Below are 14,730 nucleotides of genomic sequence, written 5' to 3' on the forward strand. Positions count from 1 at the left end.
CCCCCGCGCCGCCCGCGGCCGCGCCGCCGGTGCACGTCCCGGAGGCACCGCCGCCCGAGCCGGTGCCGAGCCCGCCGGCGCCCGCACCGCACCCGGCACGGGTGCTGGCGCCCGCGCCGGTCCCGGTGGTGCCGCACCCGCGGGCGAAGAAGCCCAGGCCGTCGCCCTCGCCCCAGGCGGTCGACCGGGCGGCGAAGTCCAAGGCGAAGCCGCTGGAGCGGCGGCGCAACCCGCTCAGCAGCTCGCTGGTCCTGGTGGTCATCGCGGTCGTCGTCAGCGCCGGGACGGCCATCGCGTTCGCCCGCTGACGCACTCGCGAGCCCGCCGACCCGCGCGTCCTCGCCCGTCCCGCCGCGCCGGGGTCGGGCGGGGACGCGCACCGCGTTCCGGGAGGCGGCGCGTGCCGGTCAGGGCAGGCGGGCCTTCAGGTACGGCGCGGTGCGGCTGACGGACGCCGCCGCGACCAGGGCGGGCGGGCCCTGGGCGACGACGCGGCCGCCTTCGCCGCCTCCGCCGGGCCCCAGGTCGATGACATGGTCGGCGGAGGCGGCCACGTCCATGTCGTGCTCGACGACCACGACCGTGGCGCCGCCGTCCACCAGCGCGTGCAGCTGCCGGGCCAGCAGCTCGGTGTCGGCCGGATGCAGGCCGGTGGTCGGCTCGTCCAGCAGGTACAGCACGTGGCCGCGGCGGGCGCGCTGCAGCTCGGTGGCGAGCTTGATGCGCTGCGCCTCGCCGCCGGACAGCTCCGTGGCCGGCTGGCCGAGCCGCAGGTACCCCAGGCCGACGTCGCGCAGCGCCGCCAGGGCGCGTGCGGCCGGGGCGACCTCGGCGAGGAACCCGGCCGCCTCCTCCACCGTCATCGCCAGCACGCCGGCGATCGTCGCGCCGTGCCAGGTGATCTGCAGCGTCTCGGGGTTGTAGCGGGCGCCGTGGCAGACGTCGCAGACCGCGTAGGTGGACGGCAGGAACAGCAGCTCGACCGAGACGTACCCCTCGCCCTGGCAGTTCTCGCACCGGCCGCCGGGCATGTTGAACGAGAAGCGTCCCGCGTCGTACCCGCGCGCCCTCGCCTCGTCCGTGGCGGCGAACCGCTTGCGGACGGCGTCGAACAGCCCGGTGTAGGTCGCCAGGTTGGAGCGGGGCGTGCGCCCGATGGGCCGCTGGTCGACCCGCACCACCCGCCCCACCGCGGCGGTGGCCTCCGCGTGCTCGGCCAGCACGTCCACGAACGTGGACTTGCCCGACCCGGACACGCCGGTGACGGCGGTGAACACCCCGAGCGGCACGTCGGCGTCCAGCCCGCGCAGGTTGTGGCGGGTGACGCCGCGCAGCTCCAGCGCTCCCGACGGCACGCGCGGCTCCCGCCGCGGGGGTGCGGGAGGCTCGAACAGGAACCGGCGCGTGACCGACTCGGCGACGCCGCGCAGATCGGCGACCGGCCCGCTGTGCAGCACCCGCCCGCCGTGCACGCCCGCGCCGGGGCCGACGTCCACGACCCAGCCGGCACGGCGCACGACCTCCATGTCGTGCTCGATCACGAACAGGCTGTTGCCCGCCGCCTTCAGCCGCTCCAGCACCGTCATCAGCGCCTCGGTGTCGGCGGGGTGCAGCCCGGCGGACGGCTCGTCCAGCACGTACACCACGCCGAACAGCCCGGACCGCAGCTGTGTCGCCAGCCGCAGCCGCTGCAGCTCCCCCGCCGACAGGGTCGGGGCCGGGCGGGACACGGCCAGGTACCCCAGGCCGAGCTCCTCCAGCACCTCGATGCGGGCGGTCAGGTCGCGGGCCAGGACGGCGGCGGGCCCGTCCCCGGCCAGGTGCGGGCGCAGCACGCCCGCCAGCGCCGACAGCGGCAGCGCGGCCAGCTCGGCGATGGTGCGGCCGGCGAAGGTCACCGCGAGCGCATCGGGCCGCAGCCGCCGCCCGCCGCACACCGGGCACACCGTGGCGGCCAGGAACGACTCGGCGCGGCGGCGGCGGGCCTCGCTCTTGGAGTCGGCGTAGGCGCGCAGCACCAGCCGCTTGGCGCTGGAGTAGGTGCCCTGGTACGGGCGGTGGATGCGGTGCGCCTCGCGGACGGGGTGGACGGTCACGACGGGCTGCTCGTCGGTGAACAGGATCCAGTCGCGCTCGTCCTGCGGCAGGTCCCGCCAGGGCCGGTCGATGTCGTGGCCGAGCGCGTCCAGGATGTCGCGCAGGTTCTTGCCCTGCCAGGCGCCCGGCCACGACGCGATCGCGCCGTCGCGGATGCTCAGCGACGGGTCGGGCACCAGCGAGGCCTCGGTGACCTCGTGGACCTCGCCCAGGCCGTGGCAGTGCGGGCAGGCGCCCGCGGCGGTGTTCGGCGAGAACGCGTCGGAGTCCAGCCGGTCGGCGCCCGCCGGGTACTCCCCCGCGCGCGACATCAGCATCCGCAGCGAGTTCGACAGCGTCGTCACCGTGCCGACCGACGACCGCGACGACGGCACCGACCGGCGCTGCCCCAGCGCCACCGCCGGCGGCAGCCCCGTCACCTCGTCGACGGCCGGCGCCCCGACCTGGTGCAGCAGCCGCCGCGCGTACGGCGCGACCGACTCCAGATAGCGGCGCTGCGCCTCGGCGTACAGCGTGCCGAACGCCAGCGACGACTTGCCCGACCCGGACACGCCGGTGAACGCCACCAGCGCGTCGCGCGGGATCGCGGCGTCGACGCCGCGCAGGTTGTGCTCGCGGGCGCCGCGCACCCGCACGAACGGGTCGTCGGCGGCCTGCATGATCAGCACACTACCGGCCCGCCGCCGCGGCCCCGTACCGGTCCCCGCAGGTCAGGGGCGGCGGCCGACCCCGCCGAACACCAGGAACCGCTCGGGGTCGCGCACCTCGTCATCGTCGTCGGGGCGCCACAGCGGCACGTACACCAGGCCCGGGTCCAGCAGGTCCCAGCCGTCGAAGAACCGCAGGATCTCCGCGTGCGACCGCGACACCGCCGGGGAGGTCGCCCGGTCGTACAGCTTGCCGATCGCGGCGGTCTTGCCCGGCTGCGCCTCGTGCGTGAGGTGGGACAGCACCAGGTGGCTGCCGGGCGCGCCCGCGTCGCGCAGCACCGCCGCGATGCCGGCCGGGTCCTCCTCGTCCTTGACCAGGTGCAGCGCCGCGACGAGCAGGAACGCCACCGGCTTCGCCAGGTCGACGACCCGGTTCAGCTCCGGGTCGGACAGGATCTCGCCGGGGCGCCGCATGTCGGCCTGGATCACCGTGGCGCGGTCGTTGCCCGCCAGGATCACCCGGCTGTGCGCGACGGCGACGTCGTCGTTGTCGACGTACACCACCCGCGCGTCCGGGTTGACGCTCTGCGCGACCTCGTGCACGTTCCCCTGCGTGGGGATCCCCGACCCGATGTCGACGAACTGGTCGACGCCGGCCCGCGCCGCCGTGCGGACCGCCCGGCGCAGAAATGCCCGGTTCGCGTGCGCCAGCTCCCGTGCCTGCGGCTCGATCCGCAGCAGCCCGGTCGCCAGGTCACGATCGGACGCGAAATTGTGCCCTCCGCCGAGCAGGAAGTCGTATACCCGTGCGACGCTTGGTCTCTGACCGTCGACCTCGGGTGGGATCCACTCGGAGTCCATGCATCGTCTCCCTTTTCAGCCGAGGGCGTCGTCCGCGGGGGGATTCAGCGTAACGCGAATCACACCGCGGCGGCCCTCGCGCAGCCGACAGTGAAGGACCGATGTCAGAGCCATTCGCAGCGCACGCCGGACCGGTGACCGTCCTGCTGACCCCGGACGGCACGGTCACCGCCTGCAGCGACGGAGCCGCCCGCCTGCTGGGCTGCCCGGCGCCCGCCGCGGTCGGCGCGAAGCTGGCCGACCTGGTCGGACACGCCGCCGCCGGGCCGCTGGCCGGCGCGCTCAAGCAGGCCGCGGCGGGCCGTCCGTGGCGCGGGACGCTGCCGCTGCCGGGCGGCGAGCCGCTGGTGGCGTGCGACCCGATGGCGGCCGGGTCCGGCCAGACGCTGGTGGCGCTGACCGTCGCGCCGCCGTGGGCGGACGGGGTGGAGCTGCTCAACGAGGCGGGCCGCCGGATCGGCTCCACGCTCGACCTGCACCGCACCGCCGCGGAGGTCGTCGGGGTGGCGGTGCCCCGGTTCGCCGACGCCGGCGCCATCTACGTGCTCGAAGCGCTGCTGGCCGACGGCCGGCCCGTCCCGCCCGCCGGCGCCGGGGCCGGGCCCGGCGGTGACGCGGCGGTGGTGGTGCGCCGGCTCGCGATCGCCTTCGCCGAGGACGACCCGCGCGCCTGGTCGCGCGAGTTCCCGGTCAACGAGGTCATCGTCTACCCGCCCGGCACCTCCTACGCCCGCTGCGTCAACACCGCCCGCATGGTCGAGTTCGGCAGCGACGCCATCCCGGACGCGATCGTGCACCGCACCGGACCCGCGATGGAGGGGCTGCTGGACCACGTGTCGCTGCTGGCGGTGCCGCTGGTGGCGCGGGAGCGGGTGCTGGGATTCGCGGTGTTCAGCCGCAAACGCGGGCGGCTGCCGTTCACGCCCGCCGACACCGCGCTGGCGGGCGAGCTGGCGGCCCGCGCCGCGACCTGCGTCGACAACGCCTGCCTGTACCGGCGCGAGCACCGCACCGCGACCGCGCTGCAGGCGAGCCTGAAGCCGGGCCGCCTCACCGTCCCCGCCGGGCTGGAGATCGCGGACCGGTACGTGCCGGCCGGCAGCGACGTCGGCGGGGACTGGTTCGACGTCGTCCCGCTGCCGGGCGAGCGGGTCGCCATCGTGATCGGCGACTCGGTCGGGCACGGCGTCACCGCCGCCGCCGCGATGGGGCAGCTGCGGATCGCCGCGCACACCCTCGCCGGCTGCGAGCTGCCGCCCGCCGAGGTGCTGACCCGGCTGGACACGATCGCGCAGAGCCTGGACGCCGCCCAGTTCGCCACCTGCCTGTGCCTGGTGTGCGACCCGGCCACGATGCGGTGCGAGCTGGCGTGCGCCGGGCATCCGCCGCCGCTGCTGGCGCTGGCCGACGGGACGGCCCGGCACTTCGCGGTCCCGCACGGGCTGCCGCTCGGGGTGTCGGACCCGGCGCACCCGCCCGAGTACGAGCAGCTCGCCGGCGCCGTCCCGGACGGCGCGACCCTCGCGTTCTACACCGACGGGCTGGTGGAGAGCCGGATGCGCAACGTCGACGAGGGCATCGCCCGGCTGGCGTCCGCGCTCGTCGCCTCGCGGTCCCCGTCGCTGGACGAGACCGCCGACGGCGTCCTGGCCCTGCTGGCCGACCAGCAGGGCCACGACGACATCGCCCTCCTCCTCGTCCGCGCCGCCGGCACCGCCTGACCCGCGGCCCACCGGCGGGCGGCCGCTACAGGCCGGGGAGCTGGTGGTTGCGGAACGCGTCGACGAAATACTGGTGGTCGCGGCGGACGATCTCGGCGTAGCCGGTGCCGAAGGCGACCATGTCCTCCACGAACGCGGACTCGTCCGCGCCGATCACCGCGTTGATGGCGTCCTCGACCTGGAAGCCGACCAGGGTGTGGTCGGAGTCGGTGTCGGACACGCAGTGCACCTTGGCGGTGGCCCGGCCGAGGTCGTCCAGGACCGACAGCATGTCCTCCGGCTCGGTGAGGCCGCCCCAGTCCAGGTCCTCCTCGTAGGGCGACAGCTCCTGCACCACGTAGCCGACGCCGTCGATCTGGGTGTAGCCGAGCCACGGGTCGGTGTTGGCCTGCAGCGCCCGGCGCGACACCGCGGTGCGGTGGCCGTGGTGCTGGAAGTACTCGCGGATGCGGGCGTCGTCGACGACGCGGCTGGGGGCGGCGACGTTGCCCTGCTTCATCGACAGGATGACGTCGTTCTCCAGTGCCTGGGTGTTGCCCTCCACCAGGATGTTGTACGCCGACAAGCCCGCCGAGCCGATCCCGAAGCCGGACGCCCCGACGATGTCCTTCACCTGGTAGGTGAGGCTGCCGAACCGCTTCTCGGCCGGGATGGTCTGCAGGTAGTCCTGGTAGGCGGCCTCCACCTTGCCGCGCTCGGCGTCGTCCAGGCGGCGGACGCCGGGCCGGTCGCGGAACCGGCGGTCGGGGCCCTCCACGACCGTCATACCGGCCAGCAGCCCGATCCGGGTGCCGCCCATCGCCTCGATCAGCACGTCCCGGACGTAGCCGTCGGAGTTGTCGAGCGTCAGCGCGAACTTCTCGTCGCCCTCCTGCGCCGCGAACCGTCGGACCTGGTCGACGTAGCCGCGCACGTAGGTCTCGATCAGCCGCCGGATGTCGGCGTCGGAGATCGCCTTCTGCCACGCCAGCAGCGCCAGGCTCGCCACCAGCCGCTTGACGTCCCAGGTGAAGTGCCCGACGTAGGCCTCGTCGAAGTCGTTGACGTCGAACACGAACACGCCGTCGTCGTTCATGTAGGTGCCGAAGTTCTGCGCGTGCAGGTCGCCCTGGATCCACACGCGGCTGGTGCGCTCGTCGACCCACCGGTCGTCGTCGTGCTGGACGTCGGCGTAGAACAGGCAGGCGCTGCCCCGGTAGAACGCGAACGGGTCCGAGGCCATCTTGCGGAACCGGCGGCGGAACTCGGCGGGGCTGCGCTCCATCAGGTCCGCGAACGCCTCGACCAGCACGTCCACGATCTGCTTCTGGCGCTCCTTGGGATCGCGGTCGTGCAGTTCCCCGATGACGCTCGCCATGCTCTCTCCCTCGATGGTCGCGTGCTCCCCGCCGCAGCCGGGGAGTTCGCGATCATTCTGCCGAATCCGCCCCCGCCCGGGCGGTGAACAGCGGGAGAAGGGCCGGTTCCGACCGCAACAGGCCGAGTGCGGTCTCGGCGTGCCCGGGGACGTAGCCGTTGCCGATCAGCATGGTCACGTCGGCGGCCAGGCCCTCGGCGCCGAGCGCGGCGGCGGAGAACGAGGTGGCCATGGAGAAGAACACCACCGTGCCGCGGGGCGCGGTGGCCAGGATCGCGCCGTGCTCGCAGCCCGGCACGTCCACGCACACCACGGTGACGTCGGCGGGCTCGCCGATCGCGGCGGCGACCGCGACCGGGTCGCGGGCGTCGGCGCGCACCACCGCGTCGGCCAGGCCGGTCGCGGCCAGCAGCTCCTCCTCCTGGGCGGTCGGCACCAGCCCGATCGTGCGGGACGCGCCCGCGCGGCGCGCCACCGCCAGCGACAGCGAGCCGCTCTTGCCGGCGCCGCCCAGCACCGCGACGACGGGGCGCTCGCGGGACGCGACGACCCGCTCGGTGAGCGCGGGGGCGCCGCACACGTCCATCACCGACAGCGCGACGGGCACCGGCAGGTCGCCGGGCAGGACGGCGGCGATGGAGCGGGCGAACAGGATCGCGTGCCCGTCGGCGGGGACCTGCTCGGACCGGCCGTCCCAGCGGGCCAGGCCGTCGGTGACGGCGAGCGGGGTCAGGGTGAGCGAGACGAGGGTGGCGACGCGGTCGCCGGGCCTCAGCCCGAGCGGCGAGTCCGGCCCGGCCTCCTCGACGGTCCCGACGAGCATGCCGCCCGACCCGGTGACCGGGTTGTGCATCTTGCCGCGCTCGCCGATGATCCGCAGCACCTCGGCGCGGATCGCGTCCGGGTCGCCGCCGTGCGCGGTGTGCAGCTGCCGGTAGGACGCGGCGTCCAGGTTGAGCCGCTCGACGCGGACGCGCACCTCATCGGGGCGGATCGCCGGGTCGGTGTCCAGCCGCGCCGCCGCCTGCGGCAGCACGCCCGCCGGTTCCAGCACCCGGTGCAGCCCCACGGCGGTCCCCGTCCCCGCCGCCGTCCCGGCTCCGCTCATCCCCGCGCCCTCCCGCAACGTCCGTGTCCCGTGTGTTCCATGGTGACGTCCCGGAAGATATACCGAACATCACTGGTTTCACTGGAAGTCTTCCCGTAACGTCGGCTCCATACAAGACTTTCATGCGATCGATGTGACGCGAGGAGGCGGTCGACGATGACCACTGCCCTGCATCCGGACCCGGACGCGGCCGTCCGGACCCCGGTGGCCGACCGGGACGCGGCGCGCCAGCCCTACGCCTACCGGCGCCGGCCCCTGGAGGAGCCCGACTGGCGGCGGCTGCCCGGCTGGCGCGACGTCACGGACGCGGACTGGGAGTCGGCGCAGTGGCAGCGCGCGCACTGCGTGAAGAACATCCGCCAGCTCCGCGCCGTCATGGGCGACCTGCTGGACGAGTCGTTCTACGCCGACCTCGAGCGCGACCAGGCGGAGCGGGCGACGATGTCGATGCTGCTGCCGCCGCAGATGCTCAACACGATGGACACCTCGTCCACCGAGGCGTTCTACGCCGACCCGGTGCGGCGCTACATGCTCCCGGTGCTCAGCGACCGGCGTACCGACTGGCCCTCGCACCCCTACGCGACGCGCGACTCGCTGCACGAGGCCGAGATGTGGGCCGTCGAGGGGCTCACCCACCGCTACCCGACCAAGGTGCTGGCCGAGCTGCTGCCGACCTGCCCGCAGTACTGCGGGCACTGCACCCGGATGGACCTGGTCGGCAACTCCACGCCGAACGTCGACAAGCACAAGTTCACCATCCGGCCGCCGGACCGGCACGAGGCCATGCTCGACTACCTGCGCCGCACCCCCGGCGTCCGCGACGTGGTGGTGTCGGGCGGCGACGTCGCGAACCTGCCGTGGCCGCGCCTGGAGGCGTTCGTCGGCGCGCTGCTGGACATCGACAACGTCCGCGACATCCGGCTGGCCAGCAAGGCGCTCATGGGACTGCCGCAGCACTGGCTGCAGGACGAGGTCCGGGCCGGCATGGAGCGCCTGGCCTCCAAGGCGAACGAGCGCGGCGTGCAGATCGCGATCCACACCCACGTCAACGCGGCCGGCTCGGTGACGCCGCTGGTCGCCAAGGCGGCGCGGGCGATGCTCGACACCGGCGTCCGCGACGTCCGCAACCAGGGCGTGCTGCTGCGCGGGGTCAACGACTCCCCCGCCGCACTGCTCGACCTGTCGTTCGCGCTGCTCGACGAGGCCGGCATCATGCCGTACTACCTCTACATGTGCGACATGATCCCGAACAGCGAGCACTGGCGGCTCGCGGTCTGGGAGGCGCAGGAGCTGCAGCACGCGATCATGGGCTACCTGCCGGGCTTCGCGACCCCGCGCATCGTGTGCGACGTCCCCTACGTCGGCAAGCGCTGGGTGCACCAGCTCGCCGACTACGACCGCGAGCGCGGCGTGACGTACTGGACGAAGAACTACCGCACCGGCCTGGAGCAGTCCGATCCGGACGCCCTGACGCGCCAGTACGAGTACTACGACCCGATCTACACGCTTCCCGATCGTGGCCGGGAATGGTGGCGTGAACAGGCCGAAGCAGCATGACCGCCCGGCGCCTTTACAATGTAGATCACATACAGAGGCAGCCGGGCGGAATATCCTCGGACGGGTGACTTCTGAGCCGACGTCCCGTTTCCCGGTCGGCGCCACCGCGACGGTGGCCGACCTGGAGGACGACCCGCATCCCCTGCTCGCCCGGCTGCGCGCCGCCGAGCCCGTCTCCTGGCTGCCCGCCCTCGGCGGCTGGCTGGTGACCTCCCGCGACCTCGCGCTGCGGGTGATGCGGGACGCGGCGGCGTTCACCGTCGACGACCCGCGCTTCTCCACCGCGCGGGTCGTCGGGCCGAGCATGCTGTCGCTGGACGGGCCGGTCCACACCCGGCACCGCGACCCGTTCGCCCGGCCGTTCCGGCCCGCGCGGACCCGGGAGCGGTTCACCGCGTTCGTCGAGACCGAGGTCGCGCGGCTGGTCGGTAGGCTCGCGCCGGCCGGCGGGGCGGAGCTGCGCGGCGAGCTGGCCGGTCCGCTGGCCGTCGCGGTCGTCGCCGAGGCGCTCGGGCTGGAGGGCGTGGACAGCGCGACGATCCGGTCCTGGTACGGGGCGTTCGTCGAGGCGGTGTCCGCCATCACCGCCGGCGGGGACGCCCCCGCCCGCGCGGACGAGGCGTACGCGCTGCTGCGCGCCGCCGTCGAGAAGGCGATCACCGCGGGCGCGCCCGGGTCGCTGCTGGCCGAGGCCGCCGCGGACGGGGCCGAGTTGACCACCGCGGAGGTCGTGGCGAACGCCGCGATCCTGATGTTCGGCGGCATCGACACCACCGAGGGGATGATCGCGAACACGCTGCTGCACCTGCTCGGCCACCCCGACCAGCTGCGGCTCGTCCTGGACGACCCCGGCCTGCTGCCCGCCGCGATCGAGGAGTCGCTGCGGCTGGAGCCGTCGGCGTCGGTCGTCGACCGCTACGCCACCCGCGACACCGTCCTCGGCGAGGTCACGGTGCGCGAGGGGGACCTGGTGCGCGTGTCGCTCGCGGGCGCGAACCGCGACCCGGCGGTGTTCCCCGACCCCGACCGGTTCGACGTGCGGCGGGCGAACGCCGCCGAGCACCTGGCGTTCGCGCACGGCCCGCACTTCTGCTTCGGCGCCCATCTGGCCAGGCTGGAGGCCCGGACGGCGGTCGCCGCGCTGCTGGAGCTGCCGGGTCTGCGCCTCGATCCGTCCCACACGCCGCGCGCGCACGGGCTGGTCTTCCGCAAGCCGCCGCGCCTGCACGTCCTCTGGGACCGGTAGCGGCCGTTCCGGCTCGCGCGCGGCGCGCCGGGGCGACTCCCGTTTTGTGGGAACATTCCGCTCATGATCGTGGAACGCCGGGTCGAGCTGCGCTTCGGACGCGAAAGCCGGGACGCCGGAACGCACACCAACCTGTCCGCCGTGCGCCAGGACGGCCGCTGCCTGTGGGTGGCGGGCGACGAGACGGCCACCATCGAGCGGCTCACCGCGACGCTCGACGCGGACGGGCTCGTCACCGGCTACGAGGGGCACGCCACCGTCGCGCTCGCCGACCTCGTCGAGCTGCCCGCAGGCCCCGAAGAGGAGGCCGACATCGAGGGCCTGGCGCGCAGCAACGGCTGGCTGTGGGCGATCGGCTCGCACAGCCTCAAGCGCAAGAAGATCAAGCCCGGTCAGACGGGGGCGAAGGCCCGCAAGCGGCTGGCGTCGGTGGTACGCGAGGACAACCGGTTCGTGCTGGCCCGCCTCCCCCTGGCTACCGGCGCGGACGGGCTGCCGGAGGTCGTCCGCGAGGACGGCGGCCGCACCGCCGCCGTCCTCGGCCTGCGCCGCGACTCCATCACCGACCTGCTCGAGGACGACCCGCACCTCGCGCCGTTCCTGTCGATCCCGAGCAAGGACAACGGCATCGACATCGAGGGCATCGCCGCGCACGGCGACCGGCTCTACATCGGGCTGCGCGGGCCGGTGCTGCGCGGCTGGGCCGTCCTCCTGGAGATCCGCCCGGACACCCACCCCGACGACCCGCGCCGGCTGGAACTGCTGCCGGTCGGCGACGGCAAGGCCCTGTACCGCACGCACTTCCTGGACCTGGGCGGGCTCGGCATCCGCGACCTGTGCCCGGACGGCGACGACCTGCTGATCCTCACCGGCCCGAGCATGGGTCTCGACGGCCCCGTGCGCGTGCACCGCTGGCCGGGCATCGCCGAGGTCGACGCGCCCGAGGTCGTCACCGAGGAGGAGCTGCCCCTGCTCGGCGACCTGCCCTACGGCGACGGCGACGACCACGCCGAGGGCCTCGCCGTCCTGGACGGCTCGCACGGCCCCGGCACGAGGCTCATGGTCGTGTACGACAGCCCCGCGCCCGAGCGGCTCACCGCGGACGGCGGCGTGCTGGCCGACGTCGTCCGGCTCCCCAAATAAGTGCTCACTTCCACGATCTGCTTGGATGGTGCCCGCAACCTGCGGTGACCGAAGGGCGAGGCTGAGCATGATCGAGTGGTCCGAGGAAGACCTGATGATCCGGGACGCGGTCCGCGGCTGGATCGACGCGGAGGTCCGGCCGAACCTGGACGCGCTGGACTCCGGCGAGCTGCCGCCCTACGACCTGCTCCGGAGCCTGTACAAGACGTTCGGGATGGACGAGATGGCGCGCTCGTCCTTCCAGTCCCGGATCGCCAAGGAGCGCGCGGGCGGCCCCGAAAAGAAAGACGCGGAGAAGAAGGACGCCGACGGCCCTGGCGGCGGCAATGCGGCGATGACGATGCTGCCGGTCATCGAGCTGTGCAAGGTCGCCCCCGGCATGGTCTCGGCGATGGGCGTCGGCCTCGGCCTCGCCGCCGGGACGATCATGAAGCGGGGCACGCCCGACCAGAAGGAGCGCTGGGCGCTGCCGCTGCTGACGATGGAGAAGGTCGGCGCCTGGGCGATCACCGAGCCGAACTCGGGGTCGGACGCGTTCGGCGGCATGCAGGCCACCGCGAAGAAGGTCGGCGACGAGTACGTCATCAACGGCGGCAAGACGTTCATCACCAACGGCCCGTACGCCGATACGATCGTCTTCTACTGCAAGCTCGACGACGGCCGCGAGCCCCGCGACCGCGAGATCCTCACGTTCGTCCTCGACCGCGGCATGGACGGCCTGGAGCAGAGCAGGCCGCTGCGCAAGATGGGCCTGCACTCCTCCCCCACCGGCGAGCTGTTCCTCAACGACGTGCGCGCCGGCGCCGACCGGCTGCTGTCGTCCGGCTCGCAGGGCGGCAAGGAGTCGGCCAAGCAGAACTTCGTCACCGAGCGCGCCGGCGTCGCCGCGATGGCCCTCGGCGTCATCGAGGAATGCCTGAAGCTGTCGGTGGAGTACGCCAGGACCCGCGAGCTGTGGGGGCAGCGGATCGGCGACTTCCAGCTCATCCAGCTCAAGCTCGCCAAGATGGAGGTCGCCCGGCTCAACGTGCAGAACCTGGTGTTCCGGCACGTGGAGATGCAGCGGTCGGGACGCACCCCGACGCTCGCCGAGGCGTCGGCGATGAAGCTGTACGCCGCGCAGGCCGCCAGCGAGGTGGCCCAGGAGGCGGTGCAGCTGTTCGGCGGCAACGGCTACATGAGCGAGTACCGGGTCGAGCAGCTGGCCCGCGACGCCAAGTCGTTCCAGATCTACGCCGGCACCGACGAGATCCAGGTGACCCACATCGCGCGGGACCTGCTGTCGCGCTGATCCCCGTCCCCTAGAGGCGGCTGTAGAGGGAACGGTCCCGAACTTCCGGCGTCCCGGAGGCATCGAAAAGGTGGAGGGCGGGTGAGGGCGATCGCCCGCCCTCCGCCTGACGGCCATTTCTGGACAGCCGACGACGGGGACTGGATACTCACAGCCATGGACGGTCAGCCCTCTTACCCGGTGCGAGCGTCCGACACCGAGCGGGACCGGGTGCTGCGCGTCCTCAGCGACCGCGTGGCCGAGGGCCGGATGTCGCACGAGACGTTCGAGCGCCGCGTCGACCAGGTGCTGCAGGCGCGCAACCGCGCCGAACTGGACGACATCGTGCACGACCTGCCGCCCACCAGCCGCGTCGTGGGCCGCCTCACCGGCCTGGTGGCGACGGTGTCGCAGGTGACCGCGCGGATCGAGGCGGCCTGGCGCGCCCCCCGGCTGCCGCGCTTCGTGCTGCCGCCCGCCGGAGCGGCGCGGATCGTCGTCGGCCGCGCCCCCACCTGCCAGTTCGTGCTGACCGACCTGACGGTCTCGCGCTTCCACGCCGAGCTGTACCAGGCCGACGAGGGCTGGATGGTGTCCGACCTGGGGTCGATGAACGGCACCCGGGTCAACGGCTGGCGGCTCACCGGCCCGGCCCGGGTCCGGCCCGGAGACGAGGTCGGCTTCGGCAACGTCGGCTTCATCGTCGCCGCCCCCTGACGCCGCCCACCGCTCTCCGGCGGGCCCAGGGTCTTGACGTATTCGTTAAGAGTCCTTACTTTCTCCTCCAAGTTAGGAAACCTTCTTAACTCCGAGGAGCCGCCGTGCCCGCCTCCGCCCCCGGCAGCCCGGGTGTCCCCGGGACCCCGAGCCTGCTGCGCGCCATCAACGACCGCGCCGCGCTGGAGGCGCTGCTGGCCCGCGGCCCGCTGACCCGCCCGCAGATCTCCGACCTCACCGGCATCTCCAAGCCGACCGCCTCGCAGCTGCTCGCCCGGCTGGAGGACGCCGGCCTGGTCGTGCGGGACGGCCTGCGCGAGGGGCTACCCGGTCGGACCGCCGAGCTGTACCGCATCAACGGGGCCGCCGCGCACGTCGCCGGCGCCGACGTCACGCCTGCCCGGATCCGGGTCAGCGTCGCCGACCTGACCGGGGCGGTCGTCGGCGAGCACACCCTGCCCACCCCCGCCGCACCGGCGTGGACGTGGTCGCCCGGATGGCCGAGGCGCTGGACAAGGCCGCCGCCGCGGCGGGCCTGACCCGCGCCGCCCTGCACCGGGCCGTCATCGGCATCCAGGGCGCGATCGACCCCGCCACCGGCCGGCTCGGCTACGCCTCCCACATCCCCGGCTGGCACGTCCCCGACCTGGTGGGCACCCTCGCCGGCGGCCTCGGCGTCCCGGTCGCCATCGAGAACGACGTGAACCTCGCCGCGCTCGCCGCCCGCGCAGGCGAGCGCGCCGCCGGAACCCGGGACTTCGTGCTGCTGTGGGTCGCCGACGGCGTCCGGATGGCGGTCGTCCTGGACGGCGCGCTGCACCGCGGCGCGACCGGCGGCGCCGGAGAGATCGGCTACGCGCCCGCGGTCGGCGCCCCGCTGATGCGGGACGTGCGCCGCACCCACACCGGCGGCGTGCACAGCCTCACCGGCGGCGCGGCCGTGCTGAGGCTGATGCGCGAGCACGGGTTCCGCGGCCGGGACGCGGCCACCGCGCTCGGCCGC

General features: G+C 74.0%; 13 protein-coding genes. 9 read left to right on the forward strand and 4 right to left on the reverse strand.

What is annotated here, in order from left to right:
* A partial coding sequence (locus tag ABD296_RS46185) for a hypothetical protein (protein WP_344283724.1) occupies window positions 1-308 on the forward strand: 308 nt, incomplete at its 5' end.
* Window positions 309-407: 99 nt separating this feature from the next.
* Here ABD296_RS46185 and ABD296_RS46190 read toward each other — a convergent pair.
* Window positions 408-2,756 (reverse strand): excinuclease ABC subunit UvrA, encoded by a 2,349-nt coding sequence (locus ABD296_RS46190; RefSeq protein WP_344283725.1) that lies wholly within the window; start codon window positions 2,754-2,756, stop codon window positions 408-410.
* A gap of 51 nt (window positions 2,757-2,807) precedes the next feature.
* Complete coding sequence (locus ABD296_RS46195) at window positions 2,808-3,608, reverse strand: SAM-dependent methyltransferase (RefSeq protein ID WP_344283727.1); 801 nt, start codon at window positions 3,606-3,608, stop codon at window positions 2,808-2,810.
* A 101-nt stretch (window positions 3,609-3,709) separates the two neighbouring features.
* Between ABD296_RS46195 and ABD296_RS46200 the strand changes: the two genes are divergently transcribed.
* Window positions 3,710-5,329, forward strand: a complete 1,620-nt coding sequence (locus ABD296_RS46200) for a PP2C family protein-serine/threonine phosphatase (protein WP_344283730.1) — start codon at window positions 3,710-3,712, stop codon at window positions 5,327-5,329.
* Between the two features lie 25 nt (window positions 5,330-5,354).
* Here ABD296_RS46200 and ABD296_RS46205 read toward each other — a convergent pair whose 3' ends face one another.
* Both ABD296_RS46205 and kdd read right to left on the reverse strand, forming a co-directional pair.
* Window positions 5,355-6,686: a DUF2252 domain-containing protein gene (locus ABD296_RS46205; RefSeq protein WP_344283733.1), complete on the reverse strand. Its 1,332-nt coding sequence runs from the start codon at window positions 6,684-6,686 to the stop codon at window positions 5,355-5,357.
* 52 nt (window positions 6,687-6,738) lie between these two features.
* Window positions 6,739-7,794 (reverse strand): L-erythro-3,5-diaminohexanoate dehydrogenase, encoded by a 1,056-nt coding sequence (gene kdd / locus ABD296_RS46210; RefSeq protein WP_344283736.1) that lies wholly within the window; start codon window positions 7,792-7,794, stop codon window positions 6,739-6,741.
* 156 nt (window positions 7,795-7,950) lie between these two features.
* Here kdd and ABD296_RS46215 point away from each other — a divergent pair, with 156 nt between their 5' ends.
* The 7 genes from ABD296_RS46215 to ABD296_RS46245 form a co-directional block, all read left to right on the forward strand.
* Window positions 7,951-9,351: a KamA family radical SAM protein gene (locus tag ABD296_RS46215; protein WP_344283739.1), complete on the forward strand. Its 1,401-nt coding sequence runs from the start codon at window positions 7,951-7,953 to the stop codon at window positions 9,349-9,351.
* A gap of 64 nt (window positions 9,352-9,415) precedes the next feature.
* Window positions 9,416-10,597 carry a cytochrome P450 gene (locus ABD296_RS46220; RefSeq protein ID WP_344283742.1) on the forward strand — a complete coding sequence of 394 codons (1,182 nt, stop codon included), beginning with the start codon at window positions 9,416-9,418 and terminating at the stop codon, window positions 10,595-10,597.
* Between the two features lie 63 nt (window positions 10,598-10,660).
* Window positions 10,661-11,740 carry a DUF3616 domain-containing protein gene (locus ABD296_RS46225; protein ID WP_344283745.1) on the forward strand — a complete coding sequence of 360 codons (1,080 nt, stop codon included), beginning with the start codon at window positions 10,661-10,663 and terminating at the stop codon, window positions 11,738-11,740.
* A gap of 67 nt (window positions 11,741-11,807) precedes the next feature.
* Complete coding sequence (locus tag ABD296_RS46230) at window positions 11,808-13,031, forward strand: acyl-CoA dehydrogenase family protein (protein WP_344283748.1); 1,224 nt, start codon at window positions 11,808-11,810, stop codon at window positions 13,029-13,031.
* A gap of 156 nt (window positions 13,032-13,187) precedes the next feature.
* A complete protein-coding gene (locus tag ABD296_RS46235) occupies window positions 13,188-13,727 on the forward strand; it encodes a DUF1707 and FHA domain-containing protein (protein ID WP_344283751.1) in 540 nt (179 codons plus the stop codon).
* A gap of 104 nt (window positions 13,728-13,831) precedes the next feature.
* Window positions 13,832-14,266 carry a helix-turn-helix transcriptional regulator gene (locus ABD296_RS46240; RefSeq protein WP_344283754.1) on the forward strand — a complete coding sequence of 145 codons (435 nt, stop codon included), beginning with the start codon at window positions 13,832-13,834 and terminating at the stop codon, window positions 14,264-14,266.
* The coding region (locus ABD296_RS46245; RefSeq protein WP_344283757.1) for an ROK family protein at window positions 14,224-14,730 on the forward strand (507 nt) is incomplete at its 3' end. The genes ABD296_RS46240 and ABD296_RS46245, both read left to right, overlap by 43 nt.

It is taken from the genome of Actinomadura napierensis, from assembly GCF_039529375.1.
Classification (GTDB): Bacteria; Actinomycetota; Actinomycetes; order Streptosporangiales; family Streptosporangiaceae; genus Spirillospora; species Spirillospora napierensis.

Bases quoted from the DNA above. Each gene is read 5' to 3' on its own strand.
- kdd (WP_344283736.1), bottom strand. From the start codon at position 7,794: ATGAGCGGAGCCGGGACGGCGGCGGGGACGGGGACCGCCGTGGGGCTG.
- ABD296_RS46200 (WP_344283730.1), top strand. From the start codon at position 3,710: ATGTCAGAGCCATTCGCAGCGCACGCCGGACCGGTGACCGTCCTGCTG.
- ABD296_RS46235 (WP_344283751.1), top strand. From the start codon at position 13,188: ATGGACGGTCAGCCCTCTTACCCGGTGCGAGCGTCCGACACCGAGCGG.
- ABD296_RS46230 (WP_344283748.1), top strand. From the start codon at position 11,808: ATGATCGAGTGGTCCGAGGAAGACCTGATGATCCGGGACGCGGTCCGC.
- ABD296_RS46205 (WP_344283733.1), bottom strand. From the start codon at position 6,686: ATGGCGAGCGTCATCGGGGAACTGCACGACCGCGATCCCAAGGAGCGC.
- ABD296_RS46190 (WP_344283725.1), bottom strand. From the start codon at position 2,756: ATGCAGGCCGCCGACGACCCGTTCGTGCGGGTGCGCGGCGCCCGCGAG.
- ABD296_RS46215 (WP_344283739.1), top strand. From the start codon at position 7,951: ATGACCACTGCCCTGCATCCGGACCCGGACGCGGCCGTCCGGACCCCG.
- ABD296_RS46195 (WP_344283727.1), bottom strand. From the start codon at position 3,608: ATGGACTCCGAGTGGATCCCACCCGAGGTCGACGGTCAGAGACCAAGC.
- ABD296_RS46225 (WP_344283745.1), top strand. From the start codon at position 10,661: ATGATCGTGGAACGCCGGGTCGAGCTGCGCTTCGGACGCGAAAGCCGG.